Consider the following 19369-nt stretch of genomic DNA (forward strand, 5'->3'; position numbering starts at 1 on the left):
ACGGGTGAAGAACAAACGGATGAAAATCGCCCGAATTGAAAAGGATTTTTCACAGGAACAGCTGGCGGAGGCTGTGGGGGTGACCCGGCAGACCATTGGGATGATTGAAACCGGAAAATTCAACCCCTCCCTTCAGCTGTGTCTCAGCATCTGCAGAGCGCTGGGAAAGACTTTGGATGAGCTTTTTTGGGAGGATGGATTCGACGATGAAAAAAATGGATGAAAGACAGCGTTTGGATATTCTGAAGGCGGAACGGGCGGCTTTTTACGTGATGTGGCTGATCTTGGCGGCTTCCGTTATAATCCAGGCCTACATACTGGAACGCAATATCAGGGAGTATGGCTGGGAACTGGCGGCCTTTCTGGCAGGTTGTATCGTGTACATCTGCGCAAGCACCAGAAAAGGGATTTGGGATACCCGTATCAAGCCTAATAAAAAAAATTATTTTCTTTGCAGTCTGGTGGGTACGATCCTTTTTACGGCAGTATTCGCTATCGGAAAATACAGAAATTATGAGACGGTCAGAGCCGATATCCCCGGCCTTTTCCTTCCTATTGTGCTTATTTTTGGAGGAGTCCTGTTTGTGTTTATTTTTGCCGCGATGGCAATATCCGGTGAGTATGTGAAGCACCGGGAAAGAAAAATAATGAAAGAGCTGGAAGCGGAACTGGAGGAAGAAGAGGATGAATGAGACGGCTGAAACGATAAAATGGTGTGCCATTGGAGACTCCTTTACCTATCTGAACGATCACCTTGACGAAACGGCATACCGGGTGAAGAAAGGGTATCTCACCCGTACCTGCGGCTTTTTTACCAATCTGTCCGTTATCAATATGGGCATGAACGGCTCAGCTACGCCGGACTGGGTCCATGTGCGGCTGCCCGGGGCCGATCTGTATACGGTGCTTCTGGGGACCAATGACTGGCACGGCGGTGTGCCTCTTGGCAGCCGGGAGGATTTTACAAAGAAAAGGGAAGGTACGATTCTGGGCAATCTGGGCGTTCTGGTTTCCCATATCCGGGAGACGGCGCCGGAGGCGGCTCTTCTGGTGATGAATCCGGTGGAACGGGGAGATTTTGTCTATATTCTGGATCCGTTCAATAACGCCCATGGCAGCTATATGCCGGATCAGGGGCAGTGGCTTTCCGATATTGCGCAGGGGATCTGTGAGACCTGCTGTGCGGAAGGGATCCCTACTCTGAACCTGCATGACCTGTCGGGCTTTACCCCGGAAAATGTGGTGCGTTTTAAATGGGTGAATACTCCGGAGGGCTACCGGCAGCTTCCATATCCGGATTACACCCGGATCCCGGTCCGGTTCGGAGAGGATGCGTATCCCTATCCGCCGGAAGCCGCTGATTTTACCTATGACGGCCTTCATCCCTCCGACAAAGGCAACGAGGTGATCGCTTCCTTGCTGGCAGCAAGGCTGTTGGAGCTGCTGGGCGGAAGACTGTCGCCGCGGGAAGCCTGAGGGGTTTTTCCGCTTTCCAGGGACTTCTCGTATTCACTGGGGGTCATGCCCATATAGCGTTTGAAAACCTTGGCAAAATAGTAGGCATTTTCAAAGCTCAGCCGGCAGGATATTTCGCTGATCAGGTATTTCCTTTCCTGAAGAAGCCGGCAGGCATGCTCCACCTTGGCCTGGTTTATGAAGCTGACAAAGCTCTGGCTGTATTGTTTTTTGAACAGGGTGGACAGATAACCCGGAGAGATACATACTTCGTCGGCCACATCCTGAAGGCTGAGGCGGTCTTCTACGTGGCTGAGCACATACTGCCTTGCTTTTTCCACAGGCTCCGATTTCAGATTCGCTTCCTGCCAGATAAGTTCTGTCAGGGAGTTTTTCAGCTTCTCAATCCAGGAGATGACCTGCCGGCGTGTCATGAGATTTTCAATTTCCGCATAGCCGGTGGTATCGTACAGGCTGCTGTCCCGGAGGGCTTTTGCGGCACAGCGGTACAGTTCGTTGCACAGCCATATGGCCTGGCTTTTCTGATGGGAGGTTTCCCGGACGCGCCGTATAGCCCGATCCAGAAGCAGAGTGCAGCCGGTGAGGTTTTTGGCATTCAGCTCATTTTCCAGCTGGGATCCGATGCCGGAGAGTCCCAGCGGTTCAAATCCCGCCCGCTCTCCGGACAGATTCCGGGAGGATGTGATCTCATCCAGGTAAAAATATTGTATCAGGCTGAAATAATCATTCCGGCAGGAGGACAGCTGTTCCTTTCCATAAAAACAGCCGGTAACCAGAACGGAAGGGACGGCCTGGGTGATATTACGGGAAGCGGTGGAGAACTTGGCGGAAAACAGGGACATACGGGATTCCCATTCCTTTCCCTGATGCCAGACAAACATGGTCAGGCAGTCCGTCTGCCCGGTGGACACAAACAGGCAGGAGGATGCGAAAACCGTTTCGCACAGACGCTGGGCCAGTTCCTTTTCCCATGCGGTAAGATCCCTCCGGGCGTCTGCATCCAGCCTCCCGGCGCCTGGTACCTGGCTGTAATCAAAGGGAATATAGACCAATCCGTAGCTCTCCAGCATATGGTTTTTATCGAGCACCTCGCCGGCGCGCTTCAGGGCCTCTTCCTCCGGGGAAAAAAGGATCTCCAGACAGGCGTTGTGTATAAGCTCCCGGGTCTTTTTTTCTTCATAAAAATGCATGCGGTCGGCTTCAGCCAGCTTGCTGCGCCGTTCGTATTCGTTTTTTGCCTTCTGCAGACTTTCCTCCAGAGCCGGAGCCTCCAGCTGCACCTTCAGCAGATAATCGGCCGCGCGGTAGCGGATGGCATCCCGGGCCAGATCAAATTCCTGAAGATTGGTAAGCATCACAAAGACGATGGAGGGGAATTCTTCGTTGCAGATCTTTAGAAGCTCCATGCCGTTCAGGACAGGCATGTTAATATCACATAATACGATGTCCGGAGGACAGGAACGTATTTTTTCCAGGGCGTCCCTTCCGTTTCTTGCCGTATCCATAATGGTACAGTCATTTTTCTCCCAGTCAATCAAAAATTTGATCCCTGATAATATTATGGTTTCATCATCCACGATTAAACAATTGTACATAATTACTCCTTTTGCACGTATGATACGGGCTTTGCATTGCTGCCCCCTTTTTTGCCGCCTGTCAGTCCTTCTCCAACGGGATATGTATGGTAACCCGGGTGAATTTTCCGGGTTCGCTGTCATACAGCAGCCCGTACCCGGAACCATAATTAAGCTTCAGGCGGGCATCGACGTTGGCGACCCCTATTCCGCTGAGGGAATCCTTGTTGCTTGTTTTCAGGCTTTCTTTCAGTGACTGCAGTTCCTCGGCTGTCATGCCGGCACCATTGTCCTCTATGGTCAGATACAGGCTGGATCCGTCCGACTGTGCACGGAGGGTGATTTCCCCGAATTCACCGGTGGGTTCAATGCCATGGAAAATGGCATTTTCCACAATCGGCTGCAGGGTGAATTTGATGATTTTGCAGGAAAGGAATTCCTCCGGTATTTCATAACGGATATCAAAGACCTCCACGTACCGCACCTTCTGGATGTGGACATAATCCTGTACCAGGGAAAGCTCCTCCTGCAGCGTTATTTTGTCACCGACCCCCTTCGCCACGTTGCGCAGCAGGTTTTCCAGGGCTTTGGTGGTTTTTTCAATATTTTTACTTTTTTGTATGACGGCCATCCAGCGGATGGAATCCAGGGTATTATAAAGGAAATGGGGATTGATCTGGCTTTGCAGCAGCGATATTTCAATGTTTTTACGCTGTTCGTACATTTTTTCCATTTCCGTAAGAAGCTCCTGGATATGCAGCGCCATGTGGTTAACCGCACGGCCGATTTCACCGATTTCATCGGAGGACGTCACGATGGCGGGATTATAGGAAAAATCGTCGGTCTCGGAAATTTTACGGATGTGGGTAGTCAGGATATGGATAGGCTTTGTAATTTTGGTGCTCACAATCCGGGTAATGATGAGTCCGGCGCTTATGGTGGTGAGCAGGATAATGCCGAGCAGATACAGGATATACAGGTTATCCCCGGCAAACAGGGTTTTATCGCTGAGGGTGCACAGGAAAATCCCGAATTCCGGAATAAAGCAGGAGGAAAGTTCGTATTTCTGCCCTCCGGTCTGCAGGGTGATTCCGTCTGTCAGATCGGAAAGTTCCCCGTAGAAATCTGACGAAGGTGTAAATGAGGAATAGAAAATGCTGTGATCCTCATTGGTTATGAAAATCTGCTGGAGATTCTGGTAAGGGGCCAACGGGCTCTTCAGAAGCTCCGGTTTGATTTCTATATAAAGATAAAAGCCGTCGGAAACGGAAAGCGGGTACAGGCAGGCCAGGATCACAGAGTCCTTATCCGCTGCGGATGTGAGCGCGGAAGCCGAGACATTGGGAATGGCGGAATGCCAGGAATAAACGGGCGTTTGCAAATCTGCCCGGAAGCAGGAGGCGGCATATTCCCGCAGCTGCCCGGTTTCGGACAGGTTGTGGCCTCTGGAGGCGGAAGCGGTGATACAGATACTGTCCGAATTAAAGACGGCAAGGCGTGTGGTATACAGGGTGAGTGAGCTGGAGGACAGGTAGCCGTCCAGCGCATCCTGGGCCTTCAGGCACATCCGTTTGGCGGAAATGTTATCCAGGGTGTGGTAGCCCAGCGCCTGGGTGATATTCTGGTTGCTTGCACAAAGCGCTCCCAGAGTATTCAGTTCGCCGATATATCCATTCAGCTGGTTACGGATAGTGATGAGATACTGTTCATTTGTCTGCCTTGCCCGTTCTGACAGCCTGCTCCCCAGCAGAGCCGAAATAACCAGGCTGCTTACCAGTGTAAAGGAAACAATACAAATACACATGGCAAAAAGTATCTTTATGGTGATGCTGTCCATCCGCTTATTCTTCATGCTGTGACTCCTGTGGTTACAAAGATGAGACAAAAACAATGGTTTTCAATAATTATAGCATATATCTAAAAGCAGAGATGCAAAGTTGTGTAATTTTCGAAAATAATATTATATTCAAAAAAAGTATTCGTGCATTATGCCCTGAAAAAGTAATTTTTTAAAAATTTATTATTTATTAGTGAGAATGTAAGTTCCTGCAGAAGGCAAAGAAAGTTATAATGACAGTAACAAATAGCTGCTGCTATGAAAAGGGGAAAGGAGTATTACAAATTATGAAAAAGAAACAAACTGGCAAATGGATAGTAACGGCACTCACCGCTGCAATGCTCGGCGGATTGCTGGCTGGCTGCGGAAACAGCGCGGCAAATGCGCCCGCGGATACGACACCGGCGCCGGAAACCCCGGCTGCGCAACAGGAGAGTACGCCCGCTGAAGAAACACCTGCTGCGGAAACACCTGCTGCGGACGGGGAACAGGTAACCATCAAGGTTGCACACTGGGATTCCTATACGGAGCCGTCCACACAGATGCTGGTGGATGGATTTGAGGCGGCAAATCCCAATATCAAAGTAGAACTGATTGATATCGCATCCGGAGAATACTCCAATAAGCTTACCGTTATGCTCAACGGCGGAAACGATTTGGACGTGGTATGGGTAAAAGATCCTGACAATACGCCTTCTATCGCGGAAAGAGGACAGCTGGAGGATCTGACTCCTTATATGGAAAAAGACGGTGTGGATCCGGCTTCGATGAACGGCGCGGATGCCCTGAACCTGGACGGTAAACAGGTAGCTCTCCCGGTGAGCACCGGATTCTATGTACTTTACTATAATAAAGATATTTTTGATGCGGCAGGAGTGGAATATCCGGGAAATGATATGACCTGGGCCGAATTTGAGGAGCTGGCAAAGAAAGTGACCAGCGGGGAAGGCAATGACAAGAAATACGGCGCTCTCTTCCATACCTGGCAGGCTTGTGTACAGAACTGGGCGGTACAGGACGGCAAGCATACCATTCTGGATACGGATTACAGCTTCATGAAGCCTTCTTATGAAATGGTTCTGCGTATGCAGGAAGAAGGGACCATTATGGATTATTCCACACTGAAAACCGGAAACATCCATTATTCCAGCGTTTTCATGGAAGGCCAGTGCGCTATGATGCCTATGGGAAGCTGGTTCATGAGCACCATGATAGAGAAAACGAAAGCAGGGGAAACCAGTGTGAATTGGGGCGTAGCCACCCTGCCTCATCCGGAAGGCGTGGAAGCCGGATGGACGGTTGGATCCACCACTCCGATGGGTGTGAGTGCCAATGCCAAAAATAAAGAAGCTGCCTGGGAATTCGTAAAATTCTGCAGCGGCGAAGAGGGTGCAAAAATCTATGCGGACTGCGGCATGATTCCTGCAAGAATGAATGCGGATACCATCAAAGCCCTGGCGGCTCTGGACGGTATGCCGGAGGGCCTGGAAGAAGCTCTCCAGACCAAACATGTTGCCATGGATCGTCCGCTGGAGGTACATTCCGCAGAAGTAAACCAGATGCTGGGCGAGGAACACAGCCTGATTATGATTAAGGAACTGTCCATTGATGACGGCCTGGCGGAAATGGGAGAGAGAAGCAAGGAAATCCAGGGGAAATAAATAGGAAAGAATCGTAACGGGGAAGATACGGAACGGTTAAAAGAAATCAATGCAGGGAGGCGGCAGGGAAACGGGGCCGTCTCCCTTTCAAAAAAGAAAATGAGGTGTGAGTATGGCAGCATCGGGTAAAAGTAAAAAGAAAATGTCCCTGAACCGGAGGAATACCCTGGTGGGACTGTCCTTCATACTGCCGAATTTCATAGGTTTTTTTATTTTTGTCATGATACCGGTGGTCTTTTCGCTGATGCTCAGTTTTGCAGACTGGGACGGTTTCAACCCTATGAAGTTTGCGGGACTTGATAATTTCATCGCTATCTTCAAAGACCGGGTATTCCGGGGTTCTATCTGGAAAACTCTTTATTTCAGTGTGTTTACCGTTTTTTTTTCCATGTGCGCATCCCTGGGGCTGGCAATTCTGCTGAACCAGAAGCTGAAGGGAAAGGGCATTTTCCGCTGCGCCATTTTTTTCCCTTATGTGGCATCCACCGTTGCGGTGGCCGCGGTATGGAATTTCCTGTTCCGTGACATCGGCCCGATTAATTCCATTCTGCGCACATTGGGAGTGACGGATCCCCCCGGCTGGACGGCAAGCACCGCCTGGGTTATCCCCGCGCTCATCATCGTCAATATCTGGAAAAACATGGGCTACTTTATGATTGTATACCTGGCAGCGCTTCAGGACATCCCGGAATCTCTGTATGAGGCGGCCCGTATCGACGGGGCAAGCTCCGGGCAGTGTTTCCGGAGCATCACTCTTCCTATGCTGACACCCAGCACTTTTTTCGTAGTTATGATGCTGACAATCAATTCCTTCAAGGTATTTGATCTGGTCTATCTGATGACGGAAGGCGGGCCGGGCAATGCCTCCACCATGATGAGCCAATACATATACAACAGAGCGTTTATCGCCTGGAATTATGGGGAAAGCAGCGCGGCCGCCATGATTCTGTTCCTCATCTTAGGGCTGCTGACGGTACTGCAGTTTAGGATGGAGAAAAAATGGGTGAGTTATATGTAGACCCTTTAGAGTTGCCTATAGCCAGTAGAATAAAAAAAGAACAGCGCCGTATTGTGTGCGGTGGAAATGTGAGGGAAGAAAATGACAAGAGCGAATAAACAGGTGCTGGTGAAAACCATCAGTTATATCTTATTAATCCTTCTGACAGCAGCCACACTGATGCCCCTTCTGTGGATGCTGAGCGCTTCGCTTAAGACGAATACGGAGGTGTTCAGCGCCAATTTCCGGTGGATACCAGGGGTGTTCCAATGGAACAATTACCTGAAAATATGGAGTAAAATACCCCTCGCCACCTTTACGTTAAATACCGTCAAGCTCACGGTGCTGATAACGGTTATCCAGGTTATCACTTCCAGCTTTGCGGCTTACGGGTTTTCCAAATGTAAATTCAGGGGGCGCGATATCCTGTTCCTGTGCTATGTGGCTACCATTGCCATTCCCTGGCAGGTCTATATGCTTCCCCAGTACAGCATGATGAATAAATTCCATCTGGTGGACACCCACACAGGCTATGTGCTGATGCAGAGCTTTACAGCTTTCGGAGTATTCCTGATGAGACAGTTTTTCATGTCCCTTCCCAATGAACTGCTGGAGGCGGGAAGGATAGACGGACTGAGCGAATACGGGAACTATTTCCGCATCGCCCTGCCGCTTTCCAAACCCAGCATTGCCACAATGACTATCTTCAGCTTCGTGGCTATCTGGAACGATTATATGGGGCCGCTGATTTATTTTAACAGTACCGCCAAAAAGACAATCCAGCTGGGAATTAAGATGTTTATCGGCCAGTATTCCACCGAATACGGACTGGTTATGGCAGCCAGCGTGCTGTCCCTGATTCCGGTTCTGCTTATTTTCCTGGCCGGACAGAAATTCTTTGTCCAGGGAATTGCGTCCAGCGGGATCAAGGGGTAAAATATAACTGATATGAAAGGCGTGTTTGAGAAGGAACCGTATCGGTCCCGGGATTCCAACGCGCCTTTTATGGCAGGCGCGGGAATTAAAAGCGGAGGGAGGAGAAAATCATGACAAAGCTGGATAAATTTTGGTGCATGGATCATCTGGAAGAAACGGTTGAATACTGCGGGATCCATTTTCCCGGAGAAAAAGCAGCCTGCCTGGAACAGGCGGACCGAATCCTGGACAATACCTTTGTGTTCCGGGAACACTGGGAAATGGAACGGACCCATGAGCCGGTTGTTTTCGAGGAGGGAATCAAGTGGGACGCCATTCCCTTCGGGGATCCGGAATGGCTGTATGCCCTGAACCGGCATACCTGTTTCCTGATTCTGGGAAAGGCCTGGCGGTATACCTGCGGGGAAGGAGAAGGCCCGGGATGGGACAAAGCACTGCAATACGGAGCCAAATATGTATCCCTTCTGGAGGACTGGCTGGAGAAGGCCCCGCTTACCCCGGAAAGCAGGAACGGAACATGGCGCAGCCTGGAAGCGGGGATCCGGGTTGAATTCTGGCTGAAAAGCATGGCTTTTTTTGAAAACTGTCCTCTTTTTACGGAAGAAGTCAGAGAGAAGGCGGAAGCCTCTCTGCGCCTGCATGCAAAATATCTGCTGGAGGTGGATCTTCCTTTTCACCGTCTGAGCAACTGGGGGATCCTCCAGAACCACGGACTGTTGCTTCTTGGGCTTTATTTCGGGGAAAAAAGGTGGACGCAGGAGGCGGTAAGGCGTCTGGATGAGGAAAGCCATCTCCAGGTTTTCCGGGACGGGACCCAGTGGGAACAGAGTCCCATGTACCATGGGGAGGTGTTGTACTGCCTCCTGGACAGCCTTCTGCACATGAAGCGTTTTGCTATATCCGTACCTTGCCGGCTTTGGGAAAAGGTACATAAAATGGTTTACTGTCTGGCAGCCTGGTGCAAGCCTGACGGGCATATGCCCTGCCATGGGGACAGTGATGATATAGACGCCCGGGATTTGATTGCACAGGGCGCTGTGCTCTTTCAGGATGCCAGGCTGAAATATCTGGCTCAGGGGGTGCTGCTGGAAGATAATCTGTGGAATCTCAGCTGGGAAGAAAAAACCTTTTATGACGGGCTGGCTCCCCGGAAGCCGGATCGGGCGTCCGCAGCGCTCACGGACAGCGGAAATTATTTTTTGAAAAATGGTTTTGACCGGACATCCGATTATCTGAGATTCCACTGCGGATGTATGGGAAGCGGGCACGGACACGGGGATCAGCTTCATGTGGATTACTATTCCCATGGTGAGGATATCCTTGTGGATGCCGGACGGTATACCTATGTGGACAATGAGATCCGCAGACGGCTGAAGGCCCCTTCCTCCCATAATACGGTGTGTATAGACGGCGAAAATTTCTGTACGTGTGTGGATAGCTGGGGCTACAGCCGTATGGCCCTGCCCTGGAAAGGAGAGCACAACTTTCTTCCCGGAATGGGAATGGTGTCCGGTGCCCATCTGGGTTATCTGGATAAGGGAGTGCTTCCTGTGCGTAAGGCTGTTTTACTGGCAAAAGGGCTGGTACTGTTGTGCGATACCTTCTATGTCTGCGGGCCGCAGGATGAAGGGGCCTGCCTGAACGGCCGTTTTACCGGTGACGCTGAAAACCGGGGAAACGCCGGTGTCCACCGTTACCAGTCCCGCTTCCATTTTGCAAAGCAGGGAAAGGCAGAGCTGAAAGACGGTACCGTCTGGTACCGTTCCCCCGGTGTCTGTGCAAAGCTGCTCTGCCTGAAAGGGGAGTGCAGCGTGACTCAGGCGGAGATATCCACAGAATATAACCGGCTGGAGGAATGCAGCTGTGTGGAAAATACCTGGGAAGCTTCCGGCTTTTCTTCCCAGTTTACCGTTGTGGCGGCTGCGGGGGCGGGGGAATACCTGGAGCTTTCCGCCCGGCTGCTGCCGGTGTCTATGGTAAGAAGCGGACGTACGCTTTCTTCCCGGGAAGCGGAAGCTGTCCGGATTGTGAGAAACGGATCGGAATATGTGGTGATCACCTGCCACCAGGAATTGATCAGCGAGGTGGATATTTTTACCGCAGGCGGATACGAATCCTATGGAAAGCTGATGGTGTTTACCCCGGAAAGCAGGGAAGGGGAAGTTCTTCAATACTAGTACAGCGTTGCATTTATATTACGGTAATGCAATGCGGTGCTGGAGAGTGATGATGTCCCGGACACATTTCTTAGAAAGGAAAGGCAGGAAAAAAGTGAAAAAACCGAATATCCTGATACTCATGAGTGATGAACACCGGTACGATGTGTGCGGTTTTGCCCGGAATCCGGTGGTGCGCACCCCGAATCTGGATCGGCTGGCAAAGGAAGCGGTGGTTTTTGATAACGCCTATACCCCGTCGCCGGTATGCATACCGGCCCGGCAGTGTATGGCGGCGGGACAATATCCCCGCACCTGTAAAGCGGAACGTTTTGGAGATGATTTAGAACCTAATTACCGTACCTTTGCAAGGATATTCAGCGAGAATGGTTACCAGACAGCGGCTTGCGGAAAGCTTCACCACCTCGGCCTGGATCAAATGCAGGGCTGGCGGTACCGGATTGCCGGAGATACGGAAGTGGCGGTCAGTTATTACCGGAAACAGGCAGGAGACAGCAGAGCGGCCTATCAGTTTGACTCTTCGCAGAAATGGGATGATAAAAAGGAAATCCTTCGTGCTGGCCCCGGTAATCCGGTTCATGCTAAAGAAGACCGCCTGACAGTGGAAGGCTGCCGGAATTTTATCCATTCGTATTTTGTGGACAGTTTCTATGACAGGCCCAAAAGGGAGGAACCGCTGCTTTTATATGTGGGCCTCCGGAATCCCCATTATCCCTATATTGCCCGGCAGGAATTGTTCGATTATTATCTGAACCGTGTGGAACCCTATGCGAACAGGACTCCTTCTTTGCACCCCTTTTTGGGCCGCTGCTCCAATTGTCCCCCGCTGGTAATCGGGGAAGAGGTAACCGAACGGGATGTGAAACGTGCCATGGCGGCCTATTATGCCAATGTGGAAACCGTGGATTTCCAGTTTGGACAGATACTTCATTTTCTGGAAGAAGCAGGGGAAAATCCCGATGACTGGATTATTCTGTATACCTCCGACCATGGAGAAATGCTTGGGGAACATTCGATCTGGGAAAAACAGCGTTTTTATGAAGGGAGCGCGCGTATCCCCTTATTTATCCGGTATCCGGGCCGGTTTACCCCTCACCGGTGCCGTAAAAATGTGAATCTGATCGATATTTATGCCACTCTATGTGAATTGAGCGGCAATCCCGTACCGGACGGACTGGAAAGCCGGAGCCTTGTGCCCCTTCTGGAAGGCCATGAAGACGGCTGGACGGACGAAACCATATCCCAATGGGGCGGACGCAACCTGATGATAAAAAAAGGGGATTTGAAATATCATTATTACGGGCAGGACGGTTCGGAGCTGCTGTTTGATTTGAAAAAGGATCCGGAGGAGAACAAAGATTTCAGCAGGGAAACGGAATATGAAGAGATAATGGCGTATTTTGTACGGCGGAGGGGAGATATAGGATTTCCATAAAAGGAGGTGGATCCGGTGTTGGGTTGAATGGCATGAAGGGGGATTTATACAGGTGCGAATCCGAAGTGCACAGGAATTTACTGGGAGATTCGCACCTTGAAAGTTTGAAATATAGTTTGTATGCGGTTATAATGGTGTTAAGAAAGGGAAGTGCTGAAGTGGAATTTGTGTAGATTAATGAATAGAAGAATGATATAATAAACGATAGTTGTGATGTTTTGCTGTCACGGCTTGCGGGCCGTGTGGATTGAAATGGAATACGTACCGGAGGGATTCGGGACTGGCGACGTCACGGCTTGCGGGCCGTGTGGATTGAAATATGAAAAAGCCGTGAATCAGCCATTTTTGCGGGTTGTCACGGCTTGCGGGCCGTGTGGATTGAAATTTAATTCTTCGGTCGTCAGTCCAGCATAAGGATGTCACGGCTTGCGGGCCGTGTGGATTGAAATTAGCATTATAGCCAATGCTACGATAATACTTTGGTCACGGCTTGCGGGCCGTGTGGATTGAAATTGCATTACAACAGAGCGAAGGTATACGGGGAAATGTCACGGCTTGCGGGCCGTGTGGATTGAAATCCTGATACTCTGCATAAAGGACCCAAGTTCCACGTCACGGCTTGCGGGCCGTGTGGATTGAAATTTCGAGAAGTCCGCCGCCTTCAGCTCAGACCATGTCACGGCTTGTGGGCCGTGTGGATTGAAATACTGTTAGAGAAATCACAACCATTTTTGTACATGTCACGGCTTGCGGGCCGTGTGGAGTGAAATCACTACCCATGTGCCGCTATCGCCATCGGTTAGTTGTCACGGCTCGCCGCCTGTGTGTACCAAAATAAATAATGCATACATAAAAGCAAAAGGAGACCCAAAATGTCTGAACGCCCGCTCCTGAATCAAAAGCTGGATGGCTCCACGTTTCGCAGCTATTACTACTTAAAAGAAGAATTGGTATCCTTTTGCAGGGAGAATGGTATACCCACATCCGGCAGCAAAGAGGAGTTAACGGAAAGGATTGCTATTTACCTTGACACAGGAAAGGTAAATTATGTAAAAAAGCCATCCAGACACAGGAACGACGTTGGAATCATAACGGAAAATACGGTTATTGAACCCAATTTTGTCTGCTCTGAAAAGCATCGTGCTTTTTTCCGGGATAAAATCGGGAACAGCTTTTCTTTTCCCGTGGCATTTCAAAAATGGCTGAAAACTAATACCGGAAAAAGCTATGCAGAGGCTATTGAAGCCTATTATCGGATTCTTGAGGAAAAGAAAAAGGGGAAAACGGTTATCGACAGACAATTTGAGTATAATACCTATATCAGAGATTTTTTCGAAGCAAATCCGGGTAAAAATCTACAGCAGGCAATTTGCTGCTGGAACTATAAGAAAGCGCGGCAGGGCCATAATTGTTATGAAAATATAGATCTTGAGGCATTAAAGGACGTTCCCTGAATCACACACGTCAGATAACAAAAGTAGGCCGAAATGCTGCCTGAGATGGAAGTTAAGTATCAGCCAAACTTTTTTATCTGCATCCGCGAAAATAAAAATACGAAAATAAAAATAGGTTGACATAGCCAGACTACAGTGCTACTATAAACAAAATCATTCACAGGTATGGATCCGTTCCATACCGGAAAGGCAAATGCCATGCTTGAAGTTACGAACAGTAAATGTTACAGGGACGACGATAGGCGGCGTTTGTATCAGCAGATGGAAAAGAAACTATTCAGTTAGTTTTTTAGCATCGCAGGTACAAACGCTTTCCGTGTTGTACCTGTGTGGCATAAATTATCAGGGATAAGAGTCCACACTGGTAGGTTAGATTACCATTGCGGGCTCTTTTTGTTGATCAAAAGAAGGGACACTGGCGGGCCGTCTGAACTGTTACAAAAAACGGGAGTTGTTTCTGTAATGAACTTACCGGTTGATATCCCTAAGGGAAAGGATGTGGTAAAATGAGACATAAAGACGATGTCTTGATGGATTTACGGTTTTTTTACAGAATTGCAAACAAAAACCGATGATTCCAATGCCCGGAAGGCTTATAGATACCGGAAGCCGGGCAAAACAAGGAGACGAATTCATGATGACAAAGTTTGAAACCATACAGGCAATTTCCGTACCTTCTTATCCGGAAGGCTCCCTTTTTTCCGCCGAGCGGCCGGAGAACAGGGAAAACCGGGAAATAACAATCCACGGAAGCGTTCATAAAATCCGTAAGATGAGCGGCTTTTCTTTTCTTATCCTGCGTACGCCTAAGAGGCTGGTGCAGTGTGTGCTGGACAGTGACAAATGTCAGGTGGAAGGCTTTTTAAAAGAAGAAGCCTGTATCCGGGCGAATGCCCTTGTGGTGGAGGAACCCCGCTCCAAAACCGGTTGGGAACTTCATTTGAAACGGATTACCGTACTTTCGGAACCTGCAGAGGAAATGCCTGTTGTGATTAACGGCAAAGGGATTGACGCATCCCTGGAAACGCTGCTGGATTACCGGCCCCTGACCCTGCGGAATGAAAAACAGCGCGCTGTTTTTAAAATACAGGAAGGGCTTTGCCGGGGCTTTCGTGCTTTTCTGGAAAAGGAAGAATTTACGGAGATCCGCACACCTAAAATCGTATACCAGGGAGCGGAAGGCGGTGCCAATATTTTCCGTCTGGATTATTTCGGCAAGGACGCCTATCTCGCCCAAAGCCCTCAGTTTTACAAACAGATGATGGTGGGAGTCTATGAACGGGTTTTTGAAATCGGACCGGTATTCCGGGCGGAAAAACATGATACGGCAAGGCATCTGAACGAATATACCAGTGTGGATTTTGAAATGGGATATATTAACGGCTTTCAGGATATCTGTCAAATGGAAGCCGCCATGATTAAAAACAGCCTGGATTATCTGCAGGTCCATTATGGGGCGGAGCTTTCCCTGCTTAAGGTCCGGCTTCCGGAAGCGGACAGCATTCCCTCCATCCGTTTTCATGAGGCGAAGGAACTTGTTGCCGGCCGGTATAAGCGGCCTTTATGTGAAAAAAATGACTTTGAGCCGGAAGAAGAAAAACTGCTCAGTGAAATTGTTAAGAAAGAAACAGGAAGTGATTTTGTATTTGTTACCCACTATCCAACGGCCAAAAGGCCCTTTTATGCCATGGAGGATACGGAGCATCCGGAAGTGACCCTGAGCTTTGACCTTCTTTTCCGCGGCCTGGAGGTCACCACAGGCGGACAGCGGATCCATGACTACGGGATGCAGCTTGCCAAAATGGAACGGATGGGTATGGATCCCTCCCTTTTTAAAAGCTATTTGTGGATCCATAAGGCGGGAATGCCTCCTCACGGCGGCCTGGGACTCGGGCTGGAACGTTTTACCGCCCGGCTTCTGGAGATGGATAATGTCCGGCAGGCGGCTATGTTTCCCAGAGACATTCACAGGGTGATGCCCTAGAGCGTGTTACTCCAATTACTGGCCGGATGGAACCTAGGGGGTCTTTGAAAATGCAGACCGGAAAAAACGGTTCCGGCAAAAGGTGCGGTGTCCGCACAGACAGGAGAGAAAATGGAAAGAATGGATAATTGTCTGGATTTTATCAGGGAGGCAGAGGGGCTGAAAAATGTGCTCCGTACGGCCTGGAGCAGCCGGGGAAGGCAGGAAAGTACGGCGGAGCATACCTGGCGTCTGGCCCTGGCAGCTATGACAGTGGCATGGGAATACCCGCGGCTGGATCGGCTTAAGCTGCTGGAGACAGCTCTCCTTCATGATATGGGAGAGTTGTACGAAGGCGATATCTCGGCAGCGCTGCTTCCCGATCCCGGAGAGAAATACCGGATGGAGGAGGAAGGAGTCAACAGGGCTTTTTCCTGTCTTCCGGAACCGCAGAAAAGTCATTTCCTGAAGCTTTGGAAGGAATACAATGACGAAACGACCCCGGAAGCCAGACTGATAAAAGCCCTGGACAAGGCGGAGACCATCCTTCAGCATAACCAGGGAAAGAATCCGCCGGATTTTGACTATGGTTTTAATCTGGAATATGGGAAAACGTACTTTGTAGGAGATGAAAAACTTCTCCATCTGAGAGAAAGAATCGATGCGGATACCAGAAGGCGTATGGAGGAAAATGGATAGGATACGCTTCCGTTCCAAAGATGAAAAATAAGCCGGACTGCAGGAGGCAGGCCCTTCTGCCCGCGGAGGGTGTGAGGGATAATATAATTATAGGATCAAAAAGAGACAGAAAACGGTTTGCCGTTTCTGTCTCTTTTGGGTCAGGTATCTGTTCTCGTATATTTGGGAATGAGCGTCAGGTTATCCAGCTGTTTTTCGGCTTCTCTTTTCCCTTCGGGATTCAGCCTGTAATAATAATCAAGAACCCGTTCTGCTTCGGGAGGGAGATCCTTCAGGCATTCCCAGCCCAAAAGGTAGGAAGGAGTACAGTGGAGAACCTCCGCCAGCATTACGAGCTTTTCATAGGGGATATTTTTAATCTCCCCACATTCATATCTCTGTGCGGTAGCTTCGCTGATTTTCAGTGACTCCGCTATTTGTTTTAAAGTCAGGTCCAGCATGGTTCTGCGTTCTTTCATGCGGGTACAGAGTAACGTATTTATATCGTTGGAGGAAACATTTCCGGGATTTGTACTGCTGGAAGAAGAATTCATAATATCACCATTTTACTGTTAATCGTTTGCGCCGATGTATCAGGCTGAAGCCCAAAATACATAATTACTATACCATAAACTTACGTAAAAAGCAATAAACGCATGAAAAGAAATAAATAAATACAAAATGAAAATGTATTTCAAAAGAAATCGGAACGATATCGAAAGAATTAATTGACATCAGAATAGATACTATGATACTATAAATTACGTAATAAGTAAGTTTTGGAGGAAGGACATGAGCAAAACGTATACAGTGGATATTCAGGCCTTGCGCGACCAGGCAGAACGGAAAGGAATCCATTCCGCGGAGGAACTTTCGGAGAAAAGCGGGATTAACAAAGAGGTACTTTTACCCATACTGGAAGGGCGCAGCCTGCCCTCTTATGATATCATGGTGGGGCTGGCAACGGCTCTGGAGCTTTCTCCGGAACTGGCAGGTGCTATTTTTTTTGATAACAACTTACGTAATAGGTAAGAAAGGGGAGGGGTTATGGGGAAAGGAAAGGTATGGGTGAACCTGGCAATAGAAGGAGGTGTGCCTCTTTTCAAGAAATTTGCCATGTTTGATTCGGGATTGGTTCCGGTAGAGCGCACCTGCAGGGATGCGGCATTGTTCAGACGCTGCCGTATACCATCGCTGCGTATGGATTTATTTATCGGGGAGCCTGCTGCGGATCTTGGCGATATAGCAGAGGAAACGCCGGAAGGACTCCGTTACAACTGGGAGAAATCGGACCGTCTTGTGAAAGCGCTTAGGGATAATGGGGTATCACCTTATTACTCCTGGTGCTACGTCCCCCGGCCGGTGCAGCCGGAGGGAGGAAATTTCCGCAGTATTCCGGCAGACTGGGAGAAGTACCGGGAAATAATGAGAAATTTTTCAGGCCATTACAGACAGATGGGCTGCCCGTTAGGCTACCAGGAAATCTATAATGAGCCGGTAAACCCGGGCGCTTTTTTTGACGGAGGGCCCGAGGATTACCATTTGTTGTATGAGTATGGGGCTTTGGGGATCCGGGAGGGGGATCCGGATGCCCTGGTGGGCGGACCGGCGGAGGCGTTTGTCCTTCCTCCGTATGAATGCAGGGTCAATGCGTCCCGCTTTTTGGATTACATACAGAAAAAGGAGCTGCCGCTGGACTTTTTTTCATTCCACACCTATGGATTCCGGGAAAAGATATACCTGGACCGTCTCCGTCTCATGCGGGGAGTATTGGCGGGGAGAGAATACTTTAACCATGCGGGTATCCATGTAAATGAAATGAATACCGTACCGCCTCCATGGCCTTATCGGAAAACCATTCTGGAACAGCAGGCCCTGCTGCCTCAGATTTTTACGATGATGGAGGACTTTCTGGAGGAAACGGATGTAGAGCTGGTACATTGGGCGCAGATGCTGGATTCCGGCGTGGATGCCCTGGGACTGACGGATCATCTTGGAAGGCTGCGGCCGGGCTATTTCGCTTTTGAGCTTTATGCAAGAATGCCCGCAGGCCGGGCGGCATGCTGCTGTGATGACAGGCTGGGCTGCATGGCTTCTGTGGATGAACAGCGTTTTGCCGCAGTAGTTTGGAATAAGTCGGAGGAAGTGATGGAACTGACGGAAGATATCTGTGGAATTCCTGCTGTGTTTGACCAGGCGGACGTATGCATTGTGGATGCACGGTTCCTGGACGGGCTGACGCAGGATCCCGGTCTCAGGCTTCAGAAGAATATGTGCCTTCCTGTAAGAGGAGGGAAAGCCAGTCTTGCCGGTATTCAGCTCGGTATCTCCGATGTGCTGTATGTGGAAGGGAATACGGCCGGCCCGGGGAAAATGGTCATAAATCCGGGCCTCCGGATCCGCCAGACACTGCATTATTATCCGGACAGGTGGAAACGGTGCTATGCGGAATACGATTCCGACAGCGGGCGCGTGTATCTGGGAGCCAACGGCTGCGGAGGCAGGCTCACAATCGTATCCCTGAAAATACAGGGAGCGGGCGGCAAACTTACCGTGAAAAGAACGAGGCTGTCAGGGGAAGCGAACCTGGCTGTACGTATGGATTATTATACCTCGGAATACGTAAAAGCCGTCCAGTTTGGCGGGGGTGTACAGGAAAAGCATTCCATGGAAGCAAAGCATTCCGCGGAAGCGGAGTATTCCGGAGACGCAGGATATTTCAATGCGAATTTCAGCAGGGGGACAAAACGGCCCGCCGATTATCTGGCGGAAGAGGTGGAGGGGATCCTGGATTTGGGCAGATATGCACCGGCGGATTGGAAAGGAGAAGGCCTGTTGTCCTTCCTGGCCGCAGATGCCACGGATAATTACAGAGAGACCGTTCAGCTGGCTGCGCCTGTGTCCAGGGCCTTCAGCAGCCTGCTGGATTAAATAAAGGTAAGAAAAGGAGAGGGTTTTATGAAAAACAGAAAAATGAAATCGGTACTGGCACTGGCTATGTCGGCGCTTCTGGTATTATCCCAGGCGGGCTGCGCAAGCGGAGGAACCGCCGGAGATAATACGGCTCCTGATACCGCACAGACAGAGACGGTACAGGCGGAGACGGCGCAGGATGCTAAGGCCCCGGCAGAAAAAGGGGATCCCTTCGGAAAATATGAGGAGCCGGTAAAGGTGACGGCCA

Annotated in this window: 16 protein-coding genes, 1 pseudogene and 1 CRISPR repeat array; of the genes and pseudogenes, 14 read left to right on the forward strand and 3 right to left on the reverse strand. The window is 49.8% G+C overall.

Features of this window, described 5'->3' with window-relative positions; translation table 11 throughout:
• The first annotated feature begins 4 nt into the window (after positions 1–4).
• The 3 genes from DXA36_RS30525 to DXA36_RS30535 are packed head-to-tail and all read left to right on the forward strand — an operon-like array spanning position 5 to position 1476.
• Complete coding sequence (locus tag DXA36_RS30525) at positions 5–223, forward strand: helix-turn-helix transcriptional regulator (RefSeq protein WP_118683046.1); 219 nt, start codon at positions 5–7, stop codon at positions 221–223.
• Complete coding sequence (locus DXA36_RS30530) at positions 207–692, forward strand: DUF6773 family protein (protein WP_118683048.1); 486 nt, start codon at positions 207–209, stop codon at positions 690–692. Before DXA36_RS30525 ends, DXA36_RS30530 begins: the two co-directional genes overlap by 17 nt.
• The gene (locus tag DXA36_RS30535; RefSeq protein WP_118683050.1) at positions 685–1476 is read left to right on the forward strand and encodes an SGNH/GDSL hydrolase family protein; all 792 of its coding nucleotides are present in this window, start codon (positions 685–687) and stop codon (positions 1474–1476) included. The genes DXA36_RS30530 and DXA36_RS30535 overlap by 8 nt, the downstream gene beginning before the upstream one ends.
• Here the strand turns inward: DXA36_RS30535 and DXA36_RS30540 are convergent.
• Positions 1380–3071 carry a response regulator transcription factor gene (locus DXA36_RS30540; RefSeq protein WP_182479335.1) on the reverse strand — a complete coding sequence of 564 codons (1692 nt, stop codon included), beginning with the start codon at positions 3069–3071 and terminating at the stop codon, positions 1380–1382. The two genes, DXA36_RS30535 and DXA36_RS30540, sit on opposite strands and share 97 nt — an antisense overlap.
• Before the next feature lie 61 nt (positions 3072–3132).
• The gene (locus DXA36_RS30545) at positions 3133–4902 is read right to left on the reverse strand and encodes a sensor histidine kinase (protein WP_118683054.1); all 1770 of its coding nucleotides are present in this window, start codon (positions 4900–4902) and stop codon (positions 3133–3135) included.
• Between the two features lie 272 nt (positions 4903–5174).
• Between DXA36_RS30545 and DXA36_RS30550 the strand changes: the two genes are divergently transcribed.
• From DXA36_RS30550 to DXA36_RS30585, 8 genes are all read left to right on the forward strand, one after another.
• Positions 5175–6548 (forward strand): ABC transporter substrate-binding protein, encoded by a 1374-nt coding sequence (locus tag DXA36_RS30550; RefSeq protein ID WP_118683056.1) that lies wholly within the window; start codon positions 5175–5177, stop codon positions 6546–6548.
• 112 nt (positions 6549–6660) lie between these two features.
• A complete protein-coding gene (locus DXA36_RS30555; protein WP_118683058.1) occupies positions 6661–7566 on the forward strand; it encodes a carbohydrate ABC transporter permease in 906 nt (301 codons plus the stop codon).
• A gap of 81 nt (positions 7567–7647) precedes the next feature.
• Positions 7648–8481, forward strand: coding sequence for a carbohydrate ABC transporter permease (locus DXA36_RS30560; protein WP_118683060.1), 834 nt, complete (start codon positions 7648–7650; stop codon positions 8479–8481).
• Positions 8482–8591: 110 nt separating this feature from the next.
• Complete coding sequence (locus tag DXA36_RS30565) at positions 8592–10658, forward strand: alginate lyase family protein (protein ID WP_118683062.1); 2067 nt, start codon at positions 8592–8594, stop codon at positions 10656–10658.
• Between the two features lie 94 nt (positions 10659–10752).
• Positions 10753–12093, forward strand: a complete 1341-nt coding sequence (locus DXA36_RS30570; RefSeq protein WP_182479336.1) for a sulfatase-like hydrolase/transferase — start codon at positions 10753–10755, stop codon at positions 12091–12093.
• A 223-nt stretch (positions 12094–12316) separates the two neighbouring features.
• Positions 12317–12863: a CRISPR direct-repeat array (repeat unit 31 nt; unit sequence GTCACGGCTTGCGGGCCGTGTGGATTGAAAT).
• Between the two features lie 102 nt (positions 12864–12965).
• Positions 12966–13547, forward strand: a complete 582-nt coding sequence (locus DXA36_RS30575; RefSeq protein ID WP_118683065.1) for a DUF6434 domain-containing protein — start codon at positions 12966–12968, stop codon at positions 13545–13547.
• 634 nt (positions 13548–14181) lie between these two features.
• Positions 14182–15531 (forward strand): aspartate--tRNA(Asn) ligase, encoded by a 1350-nt coding sequence (gene aspS / locus DXA36_RS30580; protein ID WP_118683076.1) that lies wholly within the window; start codon positions 14182–14184, stop codon positions 15529–15531.
• 111 nt (positions 15532–15642) lie between these two features.
• A complete protein-coding gene (locus DXA36_RS30585) occupies positions 15643–16209 on the forward strand; it encodes an HD domain-containing protein (protein WP_118683067.1) in 567 nt (188 codons plus the stop codon).
• A gap of 140 nt (positions 16210–16349) precedes the next feature.
• On the opposite strand, the gene DXA36_RS30590 is transcribed toward DXA36_RS30585, so the two are convergent.
• Positions 16350–16742, reverse strand: a complete 393-nt coding sequence (locus tag DXA36_RS30590; RefSeq protein ID WP_118683069.1) for a helix-turn-helix domain-containing protein — start codon at positions 16740–16742, stop codon at positions 16350–16352.
• 238 nt (positions 16743–16980) lie between these two features.
• Here DXA36_RS30590 and DXA36_RS30595 point away from each other — a divergent pair, with 238 nt between their 5' ends.
• From DXA36_RS30595 to DXA36_RS30605, 3 genes and pseudogenes are all read left to right on the forward strand, one after another.
• Positions 16981–17220: a helix-turn-helix domain-containing protein gene (locus DXA36_RS30595; RefSeq protein WP_118683071.1), complete on the forward strand. Its 240-nt coding sequence runs from the start codon at positions 16981–16983 to the stop codon at positions 17218–17220.
• 15 nt (positions 17221–17235) lie between these two features.
• Positions 17236–19119, forward strand: coding sequence for a GH39 family glycosyl hydrolase (locus DXA36_RS30600; RefSeq protein ID WP_118683072.1), 1884 nt, complete (start codon positions 17236–17238; stop codon positions 19117–19119).
• Positions 19120–19146: 27 nt separating this feature from the next.
• Positions 19147–19369: pseudogene (locus tag DXA36_RS30605) on the forward strand (hypothetical protein); the annotation flags it as partial.

Origin of the sequence: Eisenbergiella sp. OF01-20 (genome assembly GCF_003478085.1) — a bacterium.
GTDB lineage: Bacteria > Bacillota > Clostridia > Lachnospirales > Lachnospiraceae > Eisenbergiella.

What these genes read in the sequence shown, in the direction of transcription:
- DXA36_RS30530 (WP_118683048.1), top strand. Translation starts at nt 207, where the DNA reads ATGAAAAAAATGGATGAAAGACAGCGTTTGGATATTCTGAAGGCGGAA.
- DXA36_RS30535 (WP_118683050.1), top strand. Translation starts at nt 685, where the DNA reads ATGAATGAGACGGCTGAAACGATAAAATGGTGTGCCATTGGAGACTCC.
- DXA36_RS30540 (WP_182479335.1), bottom strand. Translation starts at nt 3,071, where the DNA reads ATGTACAATTGTTTAATCGTGGATGATGAAACCATAATATTATCAGGG.
- DXA36_RS30545 (WP_118683054.1), bottom strand. Translation starts at nt 4,902, where the DNA reads ATGAAGAATAAGCGGATGGACAGCATCACCATAAAGATACTTTTTGCC.
- DXA36_RS30550 (WP_118683056.1), top strand. Translation starts at nt 5,175, where the DNA reads ATGAAAAAGAAACAAACTGGCAAATGGATAGTAACGGCACTCACCGCT.
- DXA36_RS30555 (WP_118683058.1), top strand. Translation starts at nt 6,661, where the DNA reads ATGGCAGCATCGGGTAAAAGTAAAAAGAAAATGTCCCTGAACCGGAGG.
- DXA36_RS30560 (WP_118683060.1), top strand. Translation starts at nt 7,648, where the DNA reads ATGACAAGAGCGAATAAACAGGTGCTGGTGAAAACCATCAGTTATATC.
- DXA36_RS30565 (WP_118683062.1), top strand. Translation starts at nt 8,592, where the DNA reads ATGACAAAGCTGGATAAATTTTGGTGCATGGATCATCTGGAAGAAACG.
- DXA36_RS30575 (WP_118683065.1), top strand. Translation starts at nt 12,966, where the DNA reads ATGTCTGAACGCCCGCTCCTGAATCAAAAGCTGGATGGCTCCACGTTT.
- aspS (WP_118683076.1), top strand. Translation starts at nt 14,182, where the DNA reads ATGATGACAAAGTTTGAAACCATACAGGCAATTTCCGTACCTTCTTAT.
- DXA36_RS30585 (WP_118683067.1), top strand. Translation starts at nt 15,643, where the DNA reads ATGGAAAGAATGGATAATTGTCTGGATTTTATCAGGGAGGCAGAGGGG.
- DXA36_RS30590 (WP_118683069.1), bottom strand. Translation starts at nt 16,742, where the DNA reads ATGAATTCTTCTTCCAGCAGTACAAATCCCGGAAATGTTTCCTCCAAC.
- DXA36_RS30595 (WP_118683071.1), top strand. Translation starts at nt 16,981, where the DNA reads ATGAGCAAAACGTATACAGTGGATATTCAGGCCTTGCGCGACCAGGCA.
- DXA36_RS30600 (WP_118683072.1), top strand. Translation starts at nt 17,236, where the DNA reads ATGGGGAAAGGAAAGGTATGGGTGAACCTGGCAATAGAAGGAGGTGTG.